The 19,043-nt window shown below is 69.5% G+C and carries 18 protein-coding genes and 1 tRNA gene; 5 read left to right on the top strand and 14 right to left on the bottom strand.

Annotation, left to right across the window (positions count from 1 at the left end; all coding sequences use genetic code 11):
* Positions 1 to 13 precede the first annotated feature (13 nt).
* Genes ACWPV3_RS05460 through ACWPV3_RS05440 form a run of 5 tightly spaced genes read right to left on the bottom strand, consistent with a single transcriptional unit; the run spans position 14 to position 5,157 of the window.
* A complete protein-coding gene (locus ACWPV3_RS05460; RefSeq protein ID WP_453977131.1) occupies positions 14 to 700 on the bottom strand; it encodes a hypothetical protein in 687 nt (228 codons plus the stop codon).
* The gene (locus ACWPV3_RS05455; RefSeq protein WP_453977130.1) at positions 700 to 1,779 is read right to left on the bottom strand and encodes a DUF2125 domain-containing protein; all 1,080 of its coding nucleotides are present in this window, start codon (positions 1,777 to 1,779) and stop codon (positions 700 to 702) included. Before ACWPV3_RS05455 ends, ACWPV3_RS05460 begins: the two co-directional genes overlap by 1 nt.
* A gap of 48 nt (positions 1,780 to 1,827) precedes the next feature.
* Positions 1,828 to 2,301: a Cys-tRNA(Pro) deacylase gene (ybaK, locus tag ACWPV3_RS05450; protein ID WP_453977129.1), complete on the bottom strand. Its 474-nt coding sequence runs from the start codon at positions 2,299 to 2,301 to the stop codon at positions 1,828 to 1,830.
* Between the two features lies 1 nt (position 2,302).
* Positions 2,303 to 4,687 carry an ATP-dependent DNA helicase gene (locus tag ACWPV3_RS05445; RefSeq protein ID WP_453977128.1) on the bottom strand — a complete coding sequence of 795 codons (2,385 nt, stop codon included), beginning with the start codon at positions 4,685 to 4,687 and terminating at the stop codon, positions 2,303 to 2,305.
* Positions 4,597 to 5,157 (bottom strand): hypothetical protein, encoded by a 561-nt coding sequence (locus ACWPV3_RS05440; protein WP_453977127.1) that lies wholly within the window; start codon positions 5,155 to 5,157, stop codon positions 4,597 to 4,599. The genes ACWPV3_RS05445 and ACWPV3_RS05440 overlap by 91 nt, the downstream gene beginning before the upstream one ends.
* Before the next feature lie 18 nt (positions 5,158 to 5,175).
* On the opposite strand from ACWPV3_RS05440, the gene ACWPV3_RS05435 reads away from it, so the two are divergent.
* Genes ACWPV3_RS05435 through ku form a run of 5 tightly spaced genes read left to right on the top strand, consistent with a single transcriptional unit; the run spans position 5,176 to position 10,111 of the window.
* The gene (locus ACWPV3_RS05435) at positions 5,176 to 5,517 is read left to right on the top strand and encodes a type II toxin-antitoxin system Phd/YefM family antitoxin (RefSeq protein ID WP_313453178.1); all 342 of its coding nucleotides are present in this window, start codon (positions 5,176 to 5,178) and stop codon (positions 5,515 to 5,517) included.
* Positions 5,517 to 5,933, top strand: a complete 417-nt coding sequence (locus ACWPV3_RS05430; protein ID WP_453977126.1) for a PIN domain-containing protein — start codon at positions 5,517 to 5,519, stop codon at positions 5,931 to 5,933. Before ACWPV3_RS05435 ends, ACWPV3_RS05430 begins: the two co-directional genes overlap by 1 nt.
* Positions 5,930 to 8,404, top strand: a complete 2,475-nt coding sequence (locus tag ACWPV3_RS05425; RefSeq protein ID WP_453977125.1) for a ligase-associated DNA damage response DEXH box helicase — start codon at positions 5,930 to 5,932, stop codon at positions 8,402 to 8,404. The genes ACWPV3_RS05430 and ACWPV3_RS05425 overlap by 4 nt, the downstream gene beginning before the upstream one ends.
* Complete coding sequence (gene pdeM, locus ACWPV3_RS05420) at positions 8,401 to 9,165, top strand: ligase-associated DNA damage response endonuclease PdeM (protein ID WP_453977124.1); 765 nt, start codon at positions 8,401 to 8,403, stop codon at positions 9,163 to 9,165. Before ACWPV3_RS05425 ends, pdeM begins: the two co-directional genes overlap by 4 nt.
* A gap of 58 nt (positions 9,166 to 9,223) precedes the next feature.
* The gene (gene ku, locus ACWPV3_RS05415) at positions 9,224 to 10,111 is read left to right on the top strand and encodes a non-homologous end joining protein Ku (protein WP_453977123.1); all 888 of its coding nucleotides are present in this window, start codon (positions 9,224 to 9,226) and stop codon (positions 10,109 to 10,111) included.
* On the opposite strand, the gene ligD is transcribed toward ku, so the two are convergent.
* The 9 genes from ligD to ACWPV3_RS05370 all read right to left on the bottom strand — a co-directional run bounded on the left by ligD (position 10,108) and on the right by ACWPV3_RS05370 (position 19,030).
* The gene (gene ligD / locus ACWPV3_RS05410) at positions 10,108 to 12,636 is read right to left on the bottom strand and encodes a DNA ligase D (RefSeq protein WP_453977122.1); all 2,529 of its coding nucleotides are present in this window, start codon (positions 12,634 to 12,636) and stop codon (positions 10,108 to 10,110) included. The genes ku and ligD overlap by 4 nt on opposite strands.
* Before the next feature lie 204 nt (positions 12,637 to 12,840).
* Positions 12,841 to 12,917, bottom strand: a tRNA-Arg gene (locus tag ACWPV3_RS05405).
* 276 nt (positions 12,918 to 13,193) lie between these two features.
* Entirely contained in the window at positions 13,194 to 13,535 is a 342-nt protein-coding gene (locus tag ACWPV3_RS05400) for a hypothetical protein (protein ID WP_453977121.1), read from the bottom strand.
* Positions 13,535 to 14,077, bottom strand: a complete 543-nt coding sequence (locus ACWPV3_RS05395) for a chemotaxis protein CheD (RefSeq protein WP_453977120.1) — start codon at positions 14,075 to 14,077, stop codon at positions 13,535 to 13,537. Before ACWPV3_RS05395 ends, ACWPV3_RS05400 begins: the two co-directional genes overlap by 1 nt.
* Positions 14,074 to 14,463 carry a response regulator gene (locus tag ACWPV3_RS05390; RefSeq protein ID WP_292088026.1) on the bottom strand — a complete coding sequence of 130 codons (390 nt, stop codon included), beginning with the start codon at positions 14,461 to 14,463 and terminating at the stop codon, positions 14,074 to 14,076. Before ACWPV3_RS05390 ends, ACWPV3_RS05395 begins: the two co-directional genes overlap by 4 nt.
* A gap of 15 nt (positions 14,464 to 14,478) precedes the next feature.
* Positions 14,479 to 15,519: a protein-glutamate methylesterase/protein-glutamine glutaminase gene (locus ACWPV3_RS05385; RefSeq protein WP_453977119.1), complete on the bottom strand. Its 1,041-nt coding sequence runs from the start codon at positions 15,517 to 15,519 to the stop codon at positions 14,479 to 14,481.
* On the bottom strand, positions 15,516 to 16,379 hold the full coding sequence (locus tag ACWPV3_RS05380; RefSeq protein WP_453977118.1) for a CheR family methyltransferase: 864 nt from the start codon (positions 16,377 to 16,379) through the stop codon (positions 15,516 to 15,518). The genes ACWPV3_RS05385 and ACWPV3_RS05380 overlap by 4 nt, the downstream gene beginning before the upstream one ends.
* Entirely contained in the window at positions 16,376 to 16,828 is a 453-nt protein-coding gene (locus ACWPV3_RS05375; protein ID WP_292088029.1) for a chemotaxis protein CheW, read from the bottom strand. The genes ACWPV3_RS05380 and ACWPV3_RS05375 overlap by 4 nt, the downstream gene beginning before the upstream one ends.
* A gap of 3 nt (positions 16,829 to 16,831) precedes the next feature.
* Complete coding sequence (locus ACWPV3_RS05370) at positions 16,832 to 19,030, bottom strand: chemotaxis protein CheW (RefSeq protein WP_453977117.1); 2,199 nt, start codon at positions 19,028 to 19,030, stop codon at positions 16,832 to 16,834.
* Positions 19,031 to 19,043 lie beyond the last annotated feature (13 nt).

Below are 19,043 nucleotides of genomic sequence, written 5' to 3'. Positions count from 1 at the left end.
GGAAGCCTTGATCTCAGAAAACGGGGGCGGCGCCGATGACGCCGTTCAGACGTCCGGGCGCAGTCCTCAGCCGCCCGTCGTCGATCTGCACATAGCCCGCCAGCATGAACAGCTTCAAGCCGCCCGCCGCCGCCAGGGGTTCTCCGACCAGGCCCAGTTCGCTGAGGGCCGCGACGATCTTGGTCTCTGACCAGCCGCTGTCCGTGACCCAGAAGCTGCGGTCCTCGCCGGTCGGACCCGACGCCTCGCGCGAGATCATATAGGCCTGCGGCCGTCCGCGCCTGTCGTCGGGCAGGGCCCAGACGATGCGGATGTCGGGCCGCGCCAGCAGCCGTCCCCACCACGGCCGGTCCGGCGTCAGGTCGATCAGGGCGCGCGATCCCGCCTCGGCCGCCTTCAGGGCATCGTCGGCCGACAGAGGCCGCGCCCCTAGGCCGAACCGATCCGTCGCCAGCGCCTGGGCCAGGCCGCCGCAGGCGACCATCGCGGGGCCGTTCACCGCATCCACCCGGCCCCATACGGCCTTGACCGCCGCCGCCTCGGCCGGACCGACATCGGCCAGCAGCGAACGCAGGGCGATGGCTGCATCGTCAAGCCGCGCGCGTGGTCCAGCCGCCGTCCGCGCCCGCACGGCCTCGACCAGGGCGCGATCCAGGGCGTTCAGGGCGTCGTTCGGTTCGGGCGCGTCGAGCAGGCTCATCAGAACAGCTTGGGCGCCGGAGCCAGAGGGAAGGGTCCAAGCCAGGTGCGGCCGTCGCGAAACACCAGGGTCAGGGGCGTGTGGTCCTGCCCCGTCGCCTGACCCGCCGCCTGGGCGGCCCCGGCGGCGGCGACCGCCCCGGCGGCGCCGATGCGATTGATCGCGCCCTGGCGACCAGAGGTCAGGCCCGCCAGCGCCGGCAGGGGCTTTTGCGCCTGCAGGGTCAGGACGCCGGTCAGACGACCGTTCCCATCCGCGCCCAGGACGGGGCTGGACAGGGTGGCGCGGCTCTCGCCCGCCTGCAGATCGCCGCGCACGTTGCGAAAGGCGCCGCCCGCCCTGGCCCAGGCGGCGAGCACCCCGGCGGCGTCGCCGCCCCGTTTCAGCAGGCCGGCCTTGTCCAGCGTGGCCTCCAACTGGGTCGTCAGCTTGCCGTCCTGGGCGAACCCCTCCACCGGCCCGTCCGCGCGGCCCTGGCCGTCGACCAGGCGGAACATCACGTCGATGGCGTCGCCAGAGGCGTCAGCGGGCGCAGGCGCCGCCTTCGCATGCGGCCGGACGTAGAACTCCACCCGCGCCGCCCGCGCGATGGGAAAGGGCTCGGCCTGGGTCTGGGTCGTGAAGACAGGATTGACCATTTCCAGCGCCAGATCGGGCCAGGCCTGGTCGATGCCGCTGGCGCTCATGCGGATGGCGTCGCCCTTGACCGCCACCTGCCCCTTGCCCGCACGGGTCAGCATCAGGCCCTCGGGCGCGACCAGCACCCATTTGGTCGGCTGATAGGCGTTGGCCTCAGCGTTCAGGACGGGAAAGTCCAGAGCGTGGCCCGACGGCGCCTTCAGCTCCAGTTGCGTCAGACCCAGCCGGGTGCGGAAGGGCCAACCGGTGATCGACTTTCCGGCGTAACGCACCTCCCAGCCCGCCTGCCGCAGCATCTGGGCCTGGGCCTCCAGCCGACCGTCGATCTGGCGCGTCAGATACAGCCACCAGCCGCTCCAGACGGCCAGGGCGACCAGCACCAGGATGAACGGCGCATAGAGTCCCCGGCGGCTGTGGCGCTTGACGGCGGCGTCGATCATGAAGGCTCCGGTGTTCGGCTGTCCTATAGCGCGAGCGGCGCGCGCCTTCTAGGCGGCCACGTCGGCCAGGACGGCGTTCGTCGCCTTCACGGCGTCCTCGGGCGCGATCTCCAGCAGCAGGCCCCTCTGACCGGCGTTGATCAGGATGCGGTCGAACAGGATCGCGGTCTCGTCCAGTGCGGTCCTGACGGCCTTGCGCTGGCCGAACGGGCTGACGCCGCCGACCTTGAAGCCGGTCAGGCGTTCGGCGTCGGCGGGCTTCATCATCTGGGCCGACTTGCCGTCGAACACGGCCGCTAGTTTCTTCATGCTGACCTCGCAATCGGAGGGAACTACGACGCAGGCGGGCGCGCCGTCCACCAGGGTCATCAGGGTCTTGAACACCTGTTCCGGCGCCCAGCCCAGGGCCTCGGCCGCCTGCAACCCCGTGCGCGGCGCATCAGGATCGTAGTCGTAGGGATGCAGGGCGAAGGCGATCCCACCCTTGGTCAGGGCCAGGGTCGCCGGCGTGGTCTTCGACATCTCAGGTCGTCTCGGGATCGAGGAAGCTTCGGGTCAGCTCCACCGCATCGGCCAGACCCATGCGCTGGACCTCGGTTCCCGGCGGCAGGCTGGCGAACAGGCGGGTGGGGGTGGCGGCGTCCAGCATCAGGAACACCCCCTTGTCGTCGCCGCGCCGGATCAGCCGCCCGAACGCCTGGGCGATACGGGCGCGAGCCAAAGCGTCGTCATAGCCCTTGCCCCCCAGCCGCTCGCGCCGCGCCTTGTGCAGCAGGTCCGGGCGCGGCCACGGCACGCGATCGAAGGCCAGGACGCGCAGCGACCGACCCGGCACGTCCACCCCGTCGCGCACGGCGTCGGTGCCCAGAAGGCAGGAGTTCTCCTCCACCCGGAACATATCCACCAGCGCCCCGACCTCCAGCGGATCGACGTGCTGGGCGTACAGCGGCACGCCCGACCGGGCCAGGTCCGGCCCCAGCCGCTCATAGACCGCCTTCAGCCGACGGATGGCGGTGAACAGGCCCAGCCCCCCGCCGCCCGCCGCCAGGAACAGTTCGCGCATCGCCGCCGCCGTCTGGCGCGGGTCGTCCTTGACCAGATCGTTGACGACGATGACCCGGCTGTTTGCGGCATAGTCGAACGGGCTTTCGACCTTCAGGGTGCGCGGCGGCTCGATCAGGCGCGCCGATCCGGTCCGCATCCGCGCCAGGTCGAACGGGTCGTCCTGCAAGGGATCGGACAGGGTGGCGGACGTGACCAGCACCCCGTGCGAGGGCGCGATCACGGCGGCCTCCAGCGGCACGGTCGGATCGATCCAGTGGCGGCGCAGGGCCACGTCGTGGATGCGGCCGAACGCCGTCTCGGCCGACAGCCAGTCGACGAAATCGGGATCGGGCTGATCCCCGCCGTCCTCCAGCGCCGCCAGCATGGATCGCCAGCCCGGCAGGGTCATGCGCGCGCGCCGGTCCAGACCGCGCAAGGCCCCCTCGATCCGCGACCGCTGCGAGCCGTCCAGCTCGGCCGCCTCGTCGTCAAGAATGTCCTCCAGATGCCGCGACAGGGCCAGCAGCGGCGCCTCGATGGCGGCCAACGCCTGGGCCGCCGCCCGCGCCGTCTCGGCGACCGGATCGGTGACGGGTTTCAGCGCGCACTCCATGCCGAACTCAGGCCCGCCATAGGTGTTGGTCTCCGCCGTGCGGGCGCGCAGCTGGTCCAGGGCGGCGGCCAGGAAGGCTTCGATCGGGCCGATGGGATTGACCTCGCCCGAGGCCGGGGCGACGCGACCCGACACGCCTTCGCCCGGCAGGGCGGCCGAGGCGCGGATGGCGTCCTGAAGCGATTTCAGCGCCGCCTCGTTGTCGTTGACCATGTCGCCCAGCCTCTGCTCCAGCCCGCGCCCACGACGCCCCCGCCCCTCCGGCCCGCGTATCCAGCGGCGCAGCTCCGCCGCCTCCTGACCCGAGAGGCAGGCGGAAAAGGCGCTGTCGGCGGCGTCGAACAGGTGGTGGCCCTCGTCGAAGACGATCCGCTTCAGCGCCGCCGTCTCACCGTCCTGTTTCTGCCCCCGCGCCGAGCGCGCGCCGTCGAACGCCGCCTGGGTCAGGACCAGGGCGTGGTTGGCGATGACGAGATCGGCGCGGCGGCTGGCGCGGATGGTCTTTTCGACGAAACAACTGCGGTAGTGCGGACAGGCGGCGTGGACGCATTCGCCCCGCCGATCCACCAGATTGGCCGCCCCCGCCGCATGGGCCGCGGGCGTCGCGAACAGGCCGGGCAGCCAGCCGGGGAAGTCCCCGCCCGTCATGTCGCCGTCGCGCGTATGCAGCGCCCAGCGCCCGACCAGGGCCAGGCCGATCAGGTCGCCGTTCCCCAACTGGGCCGCCTGCACCATGTCCTGAAGGTTCAGGACGCACAGATAGTTCTCGCGCCCCTTGCGGATCACCGCCTTCTTCTTGCGCTCGGCCGGATCGGGCCACAGCGAATGGCTCTCGCGGTCGATCTGACGCTGCAGGGCGCGGGTGTAGGTCGAGATCCAGGCCGCCCCCTGATTCCGCTCGGCCCACAGGGAGGCGGGCGCCAGATAGCCCAGGGTCTTGCCCGTGCCGGTCCCCGCCTCGGCCAGCAGCACGCGGGGCCGCCCCTCTTCATTCCTCGGCGAAAAAGCGAAGGCGGCTTCGGCGGCGTAGTCGGACTGGCTGGGTCGCGTCTCGTCCAGGCCCGAGGCCTGAAGCAGTTTCTCCAGCCGGATGCGCGCGCTCTCGCTGTCGACCGGCGCCGAGCCCGCCTCGCCGCGCGGCGCCTCGTCCTCCCACTCCGTCAGGCGCGACCAGACGTCCATCCCCGATCCGCGATGCTGGCGCGCCCGCACCCCGCCCGCCTCCAGCGCCCGGACCACACGATCCCCCACGCCCACCCGGCCCGCTGCATCGTCAACGCCAGCCCATAGGCCGCCTCCCGCTCGGGATAGGCGGGCTGCGCCAGTTCGCGCAGCAGCAGCCCGGCCGCCTCGCGCAGCGCCGTCGCCTGCGCCTCGGCCGACTTCGGCTCGACCAGCCCCAGGGCCAGCGCCAGCCCCGTCGGCGACGGCGCGCAGAACCGCGCGGGCCGCACAAAGGCGTACAGCTCCAGCACATCCATCAGATCGGACGACCGCCCAGGCGGCGTCAGCCCCAGCCGCCGCGCCGTCAGCGACGCATGTGCGACCAGCACCGCCCCGGTCGAGAACACCCCCTCGGCCGCGCCCCGCCCGATCTTCCTGGCCCCCGCCCCGTCGCATACCGCCCCCGCCCCCGGCGGCGTCGCCAGCGCGGGAGGCAGATCGGCCCAGGGCTCGGCGCCGGCCGGGCGGGTTTCAGCGATGACGGATTCGTCGGACACGACAGATAGATAGCGACCTTGGGGCTGAAACGGAACGGGAACATTTCATTGACCAAGCCGCTTGCGAAGAGTATGGCCATCAACAATAGCCAGATCGGAGATGTCGCGATGAACTGGAGCGTGGCCAAGGCCAAGGACAACTTCTCCGAGGTCATCCGCAAATCTCGCACCGAAGGACCGCAGGAAATCTCGCTGCACGGCGAGGCGGCCGCCGTGGTAATCTCAGCCGAGGATTTCAGACGCCTGAAAGACCCCCGTGCGTCGCGAGACTTCAAGGACTGGCTGCTGAACGGCCCATCCCTTGAGGGTGTCGATCTGGAACGCGACCGACGACCTGCGAGGGAAATCGACCCCTTCTGATGTTCCTGCTCGACATCAACGTCATCAGCGAACCCAAGCGAGCGCGTCCCGACGCCGGCGTGATCGCGTGGCTGGCCGATCAGTTGCTTTCGGACCTGCACCTCAGCGTCATCACCGTGGGCGAGCTTCGACGCGGCATCGTGCGGCTGGAGCCGGGACGTCGACGCGACGATCTGGATTATTGGCTGTCCGACCTTTTGCTGAGGTATGGAGAACGCATCCTGCCGGTCGATCTGGAGGTCACCGAGCGTTGGGCGGCGTTGGCGGAATCCGCGCGAAAGCTGGGCCGGATTTCGGAGATGACGGACGAACTCATCGCCGCGACCGCCCACGTCCACGGCCTGACCTTGGTCACCCGCAACATTCGCCATTTCGAACATAGCGGCTGTCGATTGCTGTCGCCGTGGAGTGAATGAAGGACCTCCCCCCGCTCTTCGCCGACTGGTTCGCGGCGCGCGGCTGGTCGCCTCGGCGGCATCAGCTGGAGATGGTCGCGGCGGGCGCGGCGGGGCGGCACGCCCTGCTGGTCGCGCCGACCGGCGGGGGCAAGACGCTGGCGGGGTTTCTGCCCAGTCTGATCGACCTGGCCGAACGGGGGCCCAGGCCGCAGAGCGGGCCGGGGTCGGGGGTGCATACCCTCTATCTGTCGCCTCTGAAGGCGCTGACCACGGATGTCGAGCGCAATCTGATGACGCCGATCCGCGAGATCGGGCTGAACATCCATGTCGAGACGCGCACCGGCGACACCAAACAGTCCAAGCGCCAGAGGCAGCGGGACTTTCCACCCGACATCCTGCTGACCACGCCGGAGCAGTTGGCCCTGTTCTGCGCCTGGGAAGGGGCGCGGGCCTATTTCGCCGATCTGAAATGCGTCGTGCTGGACGAAGTGCACGCGATCTGGAGCGGCAAGCGCGGCGACCTGCTGTCGCTGGGCCTGGGGCGGCTGCAGCAGTTTGCGCCGGGGATGCGGCGCGTGGGGCTGAGCGCCACCATCGAAGACCCTGACCTGATCCGGGGATGGCTGAGCCCGTCGCCACGCATCGCAGATGTGGACCTGGTCAAGGGCGACCCCGGCGCGCCTGCCGTCATCGACGTGCTGATCTCGGAGGGGAAGGTGCCGTGGGCGGGCCATACCGGCCAGCACGCCATCCCCGAGGTCTATGCCGCCATCCAGCGTGCGACCCTGGCCCTGATCTTCGTCAACACCCGCTGGCAGTCCGAGTTCGTGTTCCAGCAGCTGTGGGCGATCAACGACGACAATCTTCCCATCGGTCTGCACCACGGTTCATTGGCGGCCGAGCAACGTCGAAAGATCGAGGCGGCGATGGCGCGGGGCGATCTGCGCGCCGTGGTCTGCACCTCGACGCTGGACCTGGGCATCGACTGGGGCGACGTGGACCTGGTGATCCAGATGGCGGCGCCGAAGGGATCGAGCCGCCTGGTCCAGCGGATCGGCCGCGCCAACCACCGGCTGGACGAGCCGTCGCGCGCGCTTCTGGTGCCCGCCAGCCGGTTCGAGATGCTGGAGTGCCAGGCGGCGCGCGAGGCCGTCGCCGCCAACGCCTTCGACTGGGAGCCGATCCACATCGGCACGCTCGACACCCTGGCCCAGCACGTCATGGGCGTCGCCTGTTCCGAGCCGTTCGACATGCAGGTCCTGTATGCCGAGATCACCGGCTGCGGCCCCTATCGCGCCCTGACCTGGGAGCAGTTCGAGGAGGTGGTCGATTTCGTCGCCACCGGCGGCTATGCGCTGCGCACCTACGACCGGTTCGCGCGCATCGTGCGCACGCCCAATGGCCGTTGGAAGGTCCGCAACCAGCATATCGCCCAGCGCCACCGAATGAACGTCGGCGCCATCGTCTCGGCGGGCACACTGAACGTCCGCGTCGCCAGCCGTCGCGGCGGCGCCTCGCGCCAGCTGATCGGCGGCCGCAAGGTGGGCGAGGCCGAGGAGTGGTATTTCGAACAGCTGACGCCCGGCGACACCTTCCTGTTCGCCGGTCAGGTCTGGGCCTTTCAGGGCATCGCCGGGACCGACGCCCTGGTCACACACGCCAACGACAGCGATCCGAAGATTCCGTCCTGGGGCGGGTCGAAGTTCCCCCTGTCCACTTCTCTGGCCGACCGTGTCCGCACCATGATCCACGACCGCGACCACTGGCGCGTCCTGCCGCCCGACGTGCAGGAATGGATGGAACTGCAAGAGACCCGCTCGGTCATTCCCGACGCCGAATCCATGCTGGTCGAGACCTTTCCCCGCGGCAGCCGCCATTTCCTGGTCGCCTATCCGTTCGAGGGCAATCTGGCTCACACGACGCTCTGCATGCTGCTGACCCGGCGGCTGGACCGGCTGGGCGTCGGGCCGCTGGGGTTCGTCGTCACCGACTATGCCCTGGCCATCTGGTCCATCAAGCCGATGGACGACATCGATCTGGACGCCCTGTTCCAGTCCGACATGCTGGGCGACGATCTGGAGGCCTGGCTGGAGGAAAGCTTCATGATGAAGCGGTCCTTCCGCAATTGCGCCCTGATCTCGGGCTTGATCGAACGCCGCCAGCCCGGCGCCGAGAAGACCGGCCGTCAGGTGACATTCTCCACCGACCTGATCTACGACGTGCTGCGCCGCCACCAACCCGACCACCTGCTGCTGAAGACCGCCCGCGCCGATGCGGCCTCGGGCCTTCTGGACGTCGCGCGGCTGGGCCAGATGCTGGCGCGGATCGAGGGGCGCATCCGCCATCAGCCTCTGAACCGCGCCTCGCCCTTCTGCGTGCCCGTTCTGGTCCAGATCGGACGCGAGCGGGTCAGCGGGGACGCCGCCGAAATGATCCTGGACGAGAGCGCGGAAGCCCTGATCGCCGAGGTCCTGGAGGGCGAGGCGTGAACGCCGCCCTGCGCCTGACCCTCGCGCCGGCCCGGCGGACCTGCGGCTCGCTGAGCGTAAGAATCGCGGGCGAGGTCTGTGTGCTGCGCTGTTCAGGAGCGATGTGGGTTCCGGCCCACGGCGCCCTGATCGTCGCGGACCTGCATCTGGAAAAAGGCTCAGCCTTCGCCGTGCGCGGCCAGATGCTGCCCCCCTATGACAGCCGCGCGACCCTGGACCGGCTGGAGGCCGAGATCGAGGAACTGGCGCCGGATCTGGTCGTCCTGCTGGGCGACAGCTTCCATGACACCCGGGCCGTGCCGCGCATGGCGCTCGAGGATCGCGCGCGGCTGGATCGGCTGGCGACAGGGCGCGACTGGCTGTGGCTGGAGGGCAATCACGACCGCGAGGCCCTGAACCGCAGCATGGCGCGCGACGCCGTAAGCGACGCTCGCCTGCCCGGCCGGATCGTCGGCGACATGATCCTCGGATCGCTGCGTCTGACCCACGAACCCGAACCGCTGACCGCGACCGACGACCGGCGCGGCGAGGTCGCGGGCCACCTGCACCCCGCCGCCAAGGTCGCCGCCTATGGGCGCGGCGTGCGCCGTCCTTGCTTCGTCACCGACGGATCGCGCATCGTCCTGCCGGCCTTCGGCGCCTTCACCGGCGGGCTGAACGTGCTGGATCCCGCCATCGCCGACCTGTTCGCCGCCCCGCCCCTGGCCGCCGCCTTGGGACGCGACCGGGTCCACGCCCTGGATTGGAGCGTGCTGCGCTAGAGGGCAACGGATCGAGCGGCGGGCGCGTTGAAGGAGATCGAACCGCGCGGAGACCGCCATGCCTGGACGCAACTCCGGCCGCCCCCTGTGGCAAGGCCATCTGAAACTGTCTCTGGTGACGTGCCCCGTCGCCCTCTATCCGGCGACCAGTTCCAGCGCCCACGTCAGCTTTCACCTGATCAATCCCGACACCAACAACCGCATCCGCATGGTGCCCACCGACCCCGATGCCGGTCCGGTGGAGCGGTCGGATCTGGTCAAGGGCTACGAGGTGTCCAAGGACGAATACGTCCTGTTCAGCGACGCCGACTTCGACAAGGTGCGGTTGGACAGCACCCGCACCATCGGCATCGACCAGTTCGTGGACGTGTCAGACATCGACCGGGTCTATTGGGACGCGCCCTTCTATGTCGTTCCCGACGAAGGGGTGGGCGTCGAAGCCTTCGCCGTCATCCGCGATGCGATGAAGTCGGCCAGGAAGGTGGCCATCGGCAGCCTGGTCCTGCGCGGGCGCGAGCGGCAATTGGCGCTGGAAGTGCGCGACAGGGGGCTGGTCGCCTGGTCCCTGCGTTCGCATGACGAGGTGCGCGACGCCGACGCCTATTTCGACGACATCCCGGCGGTGAAGGCCGACAAGGACATGGTCGAGATCGCCGGCCGGATCATCGCCCAGAAGGAGGCGCCCTTCGATCCGTCGAAGTTCGTCGATCGCTACGACGACGCCCTGCGAGCCATGATCAAGACGAAGCAGAAGGGCGGCAAGGGCGTGGTCGCCGCGCCCGAACCGGACGACACCAATGTCATCGACCTGATGGCCGCGCTGAAGAACAGTCTGAAGGGCGCCGCCCGTCCGGCCGTGAAGAAGGCCGCCCCTAAGAAGACCGCTTCGAAAAGTCCCGCCAAGTCGGCCGGCCGCAAGAAGTCCGCCGGGGGCAAGGCCGCCTAGAGGCCCAACCGTTTCAACGCCGGCCGCAGACTGGCTTCCGCCTTGCGGAAATCCGCCCAAGGATCGGCCTTCTTCAGCAGCCCGTCGGCCTCGGCCAGGGTAAAGGCTTGAGGATCCAGACCCGTCTTCACCTGGCTCCACGCAATTGGCGTGGCCAGGGGCGCGCCCGGCCGGGCGCGTGGAGACCAGGGCGCGACCGCCGTGGCCATTCGCCCGTTCCGCAGATAGTCGATGAAAATCTTTCCGCCTCGCGCCTTCTTGGCCAAGGTGGTGGTGAAGCGGTCGGGGGCGTCCTGACGCATCGCTTCGGCCACGGCCTTGGCGAAGGCCTTGCACTGGTCCCAGTCCACCCGGCTGCGGCTGTCGGAACGGATCGGCGCCACCACATGCAGCCCCTTTCCGCCGGTCGTCTTGACGAAGGGCGTCAGACCCAGCTCCTCCAGCCTGGCCTTCACCGCCTTGGCCGCCGCGATCACGGCGGCGAAATCGACGGCCGTGTCGGGATCCAGGTCGAACGTCACCTGGTCGGGCGTCTCCGGATCGCCAGGTCGGCAGCCCCAGGGGTGCAGCTCCAGACCGCCGCTCTGAGCCAGGGCGACCAGGCCGCCGACGTCCGTCACCCCGACATAGGGCTGGCGGTCCCCGACCTCGAACCGCTTCAGGCGCGGGCCGGCGCCCGGACCGGCATGGCGTTGAAAGAAGGTCTGACCCGTGATCCCTTCGGGCGCGCGGATGATGGACAGCGGCCGGTCGCCGACATGGGGCAAAAGCCGCTCGGCCGCCCTCTCGTAAAAGCGCGCCAGGTCGGCCTTCGTCACCTCCGGCGTGCGCTCGGTGGCCGGCCACAGCACCTTGTCCGGATTGGACAGGGTGACTCCGGCGATCACCGTGCGGCCGGATTTCCCGACCTTTGCCGGGATCTGGGGCCGGGCCGTCACCTCCTTGGCCGTCTTGTCCTCGCGCAGGCCCTTGAACGCCGCCTGGCGCAACGATCCTCCCTCCGTGTAACCGCCGTGCTCCACCTCCGCGATCAGGATCGGCTTGATCCAGTGGACCCCGCGCCCCGACGGCGCCGTCTTGCCGACAAAGGGCGAGGCGTCGGCCGCCGCCGCGTCCAAGGCCGGGCGCAGCGTCTTCATCAGGGCGGCGGAATAGCCCGTGCCGACCCGGCCCAGATAGGTCAGCCTGCCGCCCTTCATCGTCCCGACCAGCAGGGACCGGAACCGTCCCGCCTCCGACGACCAGCCGCCGATCACCACCTCGTCGCGTCCCCGGCATTTCGACTTCACCCAGGTCGCGGACCGGCCGCCGCGATAGGGGGCGTCCAGCTGTTTGGAGATCACCCCTTCCAGGTCCATGCGACAGGCGCTTTCCAGCACCGCCTGGCCCGAGGCGCCGAAATGATCGACATAGCGCAGACGCCCGCGCGCCTTGGCCGGAACCCGGTCCACCAGGGCCTCCAGCCGGGCCTTGCGGCGCGCCAGCGGCAGGTCGCGCAGGTCCTCGTCCCCGTCGCGCAGCAGGTCGAAGGCGAAGAAGACCAGGCCGCCGGTCTTCTGTTCCGACAGGGCCGTCTGCAGGGCGGAAAAATCGGGCGCGTCTTCGGCGTTCAGGGCGCAGACCTCGCCGTCCCAGACGCCCTCGGGCCAGGCGGCGGCGTCGCGCGCCAGTTCGGGAAACCGGTCGCTCCAGTCCAGGCCCTTGCGCGTATAGAGCCGCGCCTGCCCCCCGCCCGTGGCGATCTGGATGCGATAGCCGTCGAACTTGATCTCATGCACCCAGCCCGCGCCGCCGGGCGGATGATCGACCGTCTTGCACAGTTGCAACGGCAGGAAGGCGTGGGGCCCGGCCGCCGTCCGCCGCGCCTTCGGCCTAGGCGCCGGCTCGGGTTTCGTCCTGGCCCGTGCGCCGCCGGCCTTGGGCCGTGTCGGCCAGCTGGCGTCGCCCTTCGCGATCTCCGCCAGGGTCCGGCCCGTGGCCACCGAGGCGTCGATGTCCATATTGGCGTCGCCCTCGCCGGGGACGGCATGCTCGTCCTTTTCCTTGATCAGCAGCCAGTTGTTGCGCTGGGACGGCTTGCCGCGGTCCGACTTCATCCGCACCAGGGCCCAGCCTCCGGACAGCCGCTCGCCGTGCAGGATCATCTTCAGGGAGCCGCGCTTCAGCGCCGCCTCCACGTCCGGCTCCTGCGGCGTCCAGGTCCCGCGATCCCACAGCTGCACCGTGCCGCCCCCATAGTCGCCCTTCGGGATCGTCCCCTCGAACGTCCCATAGGCCAGCGGGTGATCCTCCACCTCCACCGCCAGTCTTTTGACGGCGGGGTCGCGCGACGGCGCCTTGGTCACGGCCCAGGATTTCAGCACCCCGTCGTGCTCGATACGGAAGTCATAATGCAGGCGAGTCGCATCGTGCCGCTGGATCAGATAGGCCCCGCCCTCGCCCCTGGCGCGCCCCTGCTTCCCGCGCGGCTCGGCGGTGCGCTTGAAGTCGCGTTTGGCGCGGTAAGGCGCCAGCTTGTCGGCCATCCGCCCCTCCCGGGTCATCGCCTGCGCCAGTCGTTGAACCCAACGCCGCGCCGCCGCGAAGGCTCCCGCCGCACGGGAACCCGGCCGATCACGACGCGAACGTCAATGTCCATGACGTCGCCCTGTCCGCCCTGCGCACCCTTGCGGCGCGCCCTTGCGGTGTGTTCGAGGTCCGAGCGCGAACGGATTTTGTTTGGCGGGAAATGGCGACCCCGGCAGGACTCCAACCTGCGACCTCGGCTTTAGGAAAGCCTTGCTCTATGCAGCTGAGCTACGGGGCCACGCTGTGTGCAGTAGCGGTTCACGCGGCGGGGCGAAAGACGTTCGATGTCAGTTCGCCAAAAAGCCCGACGCGACAAGGCGCCGCCGGCGCTGGGCGACGACCGATTGTGGTTAATCCACGTTAAGATACAATATGTTGCAGTGAACAAATCGCGAATCGAGCGGTGTCGATGATTCGGTCCTGATTCGTTTCTCCCCTGTTCCGCGCGCCCGCGACGCGCGTTAACCGCCGCCAGGGCGAGAATATCCATCGATGGCCTTGGTGGGCGCGTCCCTCAGAACAGCAGCAGATCGCCCGCATTGGCGGCGGGGGCCGGCGGTTCGCCGTCCACAGGGTTCAGACGCGCGGCCAGATCGGTCAGGGTCACGCCCGCGACGGCGCGGGCAGGTGTGACGCCGCCGCCCAGGCTGCGCAGGACGCCGGACAGGGCCTCGACCCTCTGGATCAGCACATCCAGGCTCTGCGCCTCGGTCAGGATGCGGGGGCGATCCTGCGACGGGGCATGGCGTGTCAGGTCGCCGACCAAGGTTTCGACGCCGTCCAGTTCCTGGCGCACCTGCGCCAGTTCGTCCGCGACGGCCTCCAGCAGTCGGGCGTGATCGGACGGCAGGCTCATCAGAACAGTTCCAGCGCCCCGGTCTCGACCGGCGGCGCGATCGGAACGGGACGGGGCGCGACGGTGTCCGTGACCCCCCGCTGCAGGGCCCGGCCCGAGACCGGCCAATAGTGGACGCGCCGCCCGCCGTCGCCCCTCAGGCTGCCGCCGACGACAGGTATGCCCTCGTCGCGCAGGAAACGTTCGGCGAAGTCGGCGTTGGCGCGGCCGACGTCGCGCAGGGAATCGAACATGCGGCCGCCGCCGAACAGCTTGGCCTCGAGCCGTTCGCGTCGCCCGCCGGCCTTGAGCACGTCGTTGATCAGCAGTTCCATCGCATAGGCGCCGTAGCGGCGGCCGGCGTCGGTCCCCGCGCCCGCACCGTCCGGCAGCAGGAAGTGGTTCATGCCGCCGACGCCCGCCAGCGGGTCGCGCAGGCACATGGCCACGCACGAACCCAGAATGGTCGAGAGCACGACATCGGGATCGGCCGTAACGTGATGTTCGCCCTGACCGACGTGCAGGCGCCGTTCCGCGCCGATCCTCAGGGCGGCATGGGTCATGTCAGGGCGCCGAAGACGGCTTCCAGCTTGCCTTTCAGCTGGGCCACGGTGAACGGCTTGACCAGATAGTTGTTGACCCCGAATTGGACCGCCTGCTGCACCAGTTCGCGGTCGGCCCGGCCGGTCAGCATGATGAAGGCGGTCTTGGAGATCGGCGGGTGGGCGCGCACGGCGCGCAGCAACCCCAGCCCGTCCAGATTGGGCATGTTGTAGTCCGAGATGATCAGGTGCGCGGGCTTGGTGACGATTTCGCGCAGGGCGATCTCGCCGTCGGCGGCTTCGCGGATTTCCCTCACCCCCAGTTGCTGCAGGCTGGTGCGGACCAGCGAGCGCATCGTCATCTGATCGTCGACGACCAGGCAGTGGAGAGAGGCGGCGGCGGGCATGATGAAGGCTCCCGGTTAGGCGACGGACCGTGCGGCCGGATCGGCGCACAGGTCAAGAATGGCGGTGGACAGGCGGTGCAGCGGCAGTTGCCGTTCCACGGCGCCCAGTTCGAAGGCGGCCTTCGGCATGCCGTAGACCACGCAGCTGGCTTCGTCCTGACCCAGCGTATGGCCGCCGGCCTCGCGCATGGCCAGAAGACCGCGCGCGCCGTCCTTGCCCATGCCGGTCAGGATGACCCCGGTCATCGGCCGTTTCAGCCGGGCGACGGATTCGAACAGGACATCCACGGATGGGCGATGGCCGTTGACCGGATCGCTGGCGACCAGGCGGCAGCGCGGCTGAACGCCAGGCGACACCTCGAGATGGGCCACGCCGCCGGGCGCCAGATAGATATGACCGGGCTTCAGTGGCGCCCCCTCGACGGCCTCGCTGACGGTCGGCGCGCAGACCCGGTCCAGACGCGCGGCGAAGCTGGCGGTGAAGGCGGCCGGCATATGCTGGGTGATGACCGTCGCCGGGCAGTCGGCGGGAAAACCGCCCAACACCGTCAACAGGGCCTCGACCCCGCCGGTGGACGAGCCGATGGCCAGGATGTGGTCGGGCGCGGCGCGATAGGCGCTGGGCGCGGCGGCGCCGGCGGGCGCATCGCCGCGCGCGCGCACCCGGGACCGGGCGGCGGCCTTCACCTTGGCGATCAGTTCATGGAAGGCCTCGGCGCTGGCGACGGCCGGCTTGGCCACGGCGTCCACGGCCCCGATCTCCAGCGCCGCCAGGGTCACGTCGGTGCCCGCCGCCGTCAGGGTCGAGACCATGACCACCGGCATGGGCCGCAGCCGCATGATCTTTTCCAGGAACTCCAGCCCGTTCATGTTGGGCATTTCGACGTCCAGTGTGACGACGTCGGGGTTCAGCGCCTTGATGGCGGCACGCGCCTCGATGGGATCGGCGGCCGTGCCGACCACCTCGATCTCGGGATCCGACTTCAGCGCGGCCGAGATCAGCCCGCGCATGGTCAGGCTGTCGTCGACGACCAGGACGCGAACAGGCGCCGTCATGCCGCGCCGCCCAGGCGATAGGTGGTCAGGCCGGCGGTCTGCAGCTGGGCCGCGGCCGGGCCGGACACGCGCTCGGAATGGCCGATGTAGAGGGTCGCGCCCGGCGTCATCAGCGGGGTGAACCGCTTCCACACCCGTTCCTGCGTCGTCTCGTCGAAATAGATGACCACGTTGCGGCAGAAGATGACGTCGAATCGGCCCTTCATCGGCCAGTCGCCGATCAGGTTCAGTTCGCGAAAGGCGACCAGCCGCTTCAGCTGGGCGCCGGCCGTCCACTGGCCGCGGTCCGCCCGGTCGAAATATTTGCGCCACAGTGTGACCGGCGCGGGCTCCAGCGCCTCTTCGGAATAGGTCCCGTCGTGGCCCTGGGCGACCATGTTGGGGTCGATGTCGGTCGCCAGGATGCGCACGTCTAGGTCCGCCGCCTCGGGCAGGACCGACAGGACCGTCAGCGCCATCGAATAGGGTTCCTGCCCGTTCGAGCAGGCGGCCGACCACAGGCGCACCCGCCCGCCGGCGCGCGCCCGCTCGGCCAACCGCGGCATGACCCGGTCGCGCAGATCGTCGAAATGGTGCGGCTCGCGGTAGAAGCGGGTGACGTTGGTGGTCAGGGCCGCCGTCATCTTCTGGCGCTCGTCCACCCCGTCCACGCCCTCGACCAGGGCGCAGTATTCGCGAAAGCTGGACAGCCCCAGCGTCCGCAGGCGCTTTGCCAGGCGGGAATAGACCAGCGCGGCCTTGCCCTCGTTCAGGGCGATGCCCGCATGGGCGTGCAGCATTTCGGCGATGTGGCGAAAGTCATCGGCGGTGAAGACGAACTCGCCTTCGACGATGGAGCCCCGGCCGGCGACGGAATTCATGCGGCCTCGGCCTCGACCTGCGGCAGGATGTGTTCCAGGTCGATCAGGCTGATCATGCGGCCGTCGATGGAGAAGATGCCCTTGACGAAGGTCTTGACCCGGTCGCTGGCCACGTCCGGCGTCGGCTGCACGGCGGCGTCGCTCATCTGCAGGATGTCGGACACGGCGTCGACCAGAAGACCGACCATCCGCCCGCCGATATGGGCGACCATGATGACGTGGCGGGCCGTCGGCTCGGACGTCTCGAGACCGAAGCGGGCGCCCAGGTCGATGATCGGCAGGACCGTGCCGCGCAGGTTGATGACGCCCTTCATATAGCCGGGCGAGCGCGGCAGCGGCGTCGCCGGCGTCCAGCCGCGGATTTCGCGCACCGACATGATGTCGACGCAGAATTCCTGGCTTCCGATGCGAAAGGCGATGAGTTCGCGGGAATCGTTGGCTTCGGTCATGGGTCAGCTCGCAAGCTTGAAGTCGGGTCGAAAGGATTTGCGGCGCATGTCGGTGACGAGGACATCGACATCCAGGATCAGGGCCACGCGGCCGTCGCCCAGGATGGTGGCGGCGGCGACGCCCTCGACCGGCTGATAGTTGGTCTCCAGGCTCTTGATGACGACCTGGCGCTGGCCCTGGATGGCCTCGAACAACAGGGCCGCCTGCTGACCGCCTTCGGTCTCGACCACCACGGCGACGCCGTCCGTCGGCGTCATCGGCGTGTCGCGGAAACCCAGGGTCAGGGCCACGTCGATCAGCGGCAGGAAGCGGTCGCGGAACCGGATGACGGGATCGACGCCGCCGACATGGTGCAGGTCGGCCGCCTGCGGCGTCAGGCTCTCGACGATGGTGGGCAAGGGCGTGATCAGCGTCTGTTCGGCGGCGGTGACGACCATGCCGTCCAGCACCGCCAGCGTCAGCGGCAGGCTGAGGGTGAAGGTCGAACCCTTGCCGGGAACGGAACTGATGGAGATGCGGCCCCCAAGCGCCTGGATCGAACGCTTGACCACGTCCATGCCCACGCCTCGGCCCGAGATGTCGGACACGACGGCGGCTGTTGAGAAGCCGGGCAGGAAGATCAGATTGTCGGTCTGTTCGTCGGTCAGGACGGCGTCGGCGGCGATCAACCCCTTGTCGACGGCGATCTTGCGGACCCGCTCGCGGTTGATGCCCCTGCCGTCGTCGGAAATCTCGATGACGATCCGGCCCGAGCGATGCAGGGCCGCCAGCCGCACCACGCCCTCGGCGGGCTTGCCTGCGGCGAGGCGCTCCTCGGGCGTCTCCAGCCCGTGGTCGATGGCGTTGCGCAGCATGTGGGTGATCGGCTCGGCCAGGCGTTCGACCACGGTCTTGTCGACCTCGGTGTCCTCGCCCGCTGTGACCAGACGCACCTGTTTGGAGACCATGTCGGCGACTTCGCGGACCAGGCGCGGCATGCGCTGGAACACCGACTTCACCGGCTGGGCGCGGATGGCCATGACGCTGTCCTGAATCTCGCGCGTCAGCAGCTCCAGGTCCTCCATGCCCAGGGCGATGCCGGACGACCGGGCCAGGCCGCTTTCCAGCACGCGCTGGGACAGCATGGCCTGTTGGATGACCAGTTCGCCGACCACGTTGATCAGCCGGTCGACGCGATCCAGATCGACGCGGATCGTCACGGGCGCCGGAGCGGCGGCGGGGGCGGGGGCGACGGATTGGGGCGGCGCGCTGACCAAAGGCGCCGGCTCGGGCGCGACTGGTTGGGGCGCGACAGGTTGGGGCGTGATTGGTTGGGGCGCGGGGGCCGGCTCGGCGACGGCCGTCGCCTTGGCCAGCAAGGCGGCGATGTCCAGGTCGTCGCTCGCGGGCAGGATCGCCGGCGGCTCGTCCTCGAAGACCGGCGCCGACCCGGCGGCGTCCAGCGGCGTGAGGGTCAGGTCGCAATCGGCCTCGACGAAGTCGAACACTTCGCGCACCGCGGCCTCGTCGACGGCGGCGCTCAGCTCGACCGTCCAGGTCAGGCAGCCGTCCTCGACGTTCAGGGTCTCCAGCATCGGGACTTCGCCCTCGTCCAGGGCGACCGTGGTCGGCCCCAGCCGCGCCAGTTCGCGCAGCAGCAGGCCGGTCTCGTTGGCGCTGGCGTACATGCGGCCGTGCGGCCTGAACACGATGCGCCAGCCCGATGCGGGTTCCGCAGCAGCGGAGATGTCCGGAAGCTCCAGCGGCATGTCGAAGGCCATGGGGGTGAAGCCGAAGTCGTCTTCCTCCGCCTCGACGACGACCGGCGCCTCGCCGCCGTGGGTCAGCATCTCCAGTTCCGCGACCAGACCGGCCGAGCGGGCCTCGTCCACGGCGGGCGCCAGACCCTGCGCGGCCTGGATATGGTCGGCCAGCACGTCGGACGCGCGCAGCAGGGTCTTGATCGTCACCGGATCGCACGGCTTACGACCCGCGCGCAGTTCGTCCATCAGGGTCTCGAAGACGTGGGCGAACCGCACCAGGTCCTCCAGACCGAACGCCCCGGCGCCGCCCTTGACCGAATGGACGGCGCGGAAGACGGCGTTGATCGTCTCCAGGTCGGTCTGCCCCTGCTCCAGCAGCATCAACTTCTGTTCCAGGTCCGCGAGCAGTTCGTCGCATTCCTGAAAGAAGGTGGCCTTGATGGCTTCGAAGGCGTCCATGCGTCCAGCCTGA

Source organism: Brevundimonas sp. Marseille-Q4549, from assembly GCF_976940555.1.
This window is presented reverse-complemented; position numbering and strand designations above follow the sequence as displayed.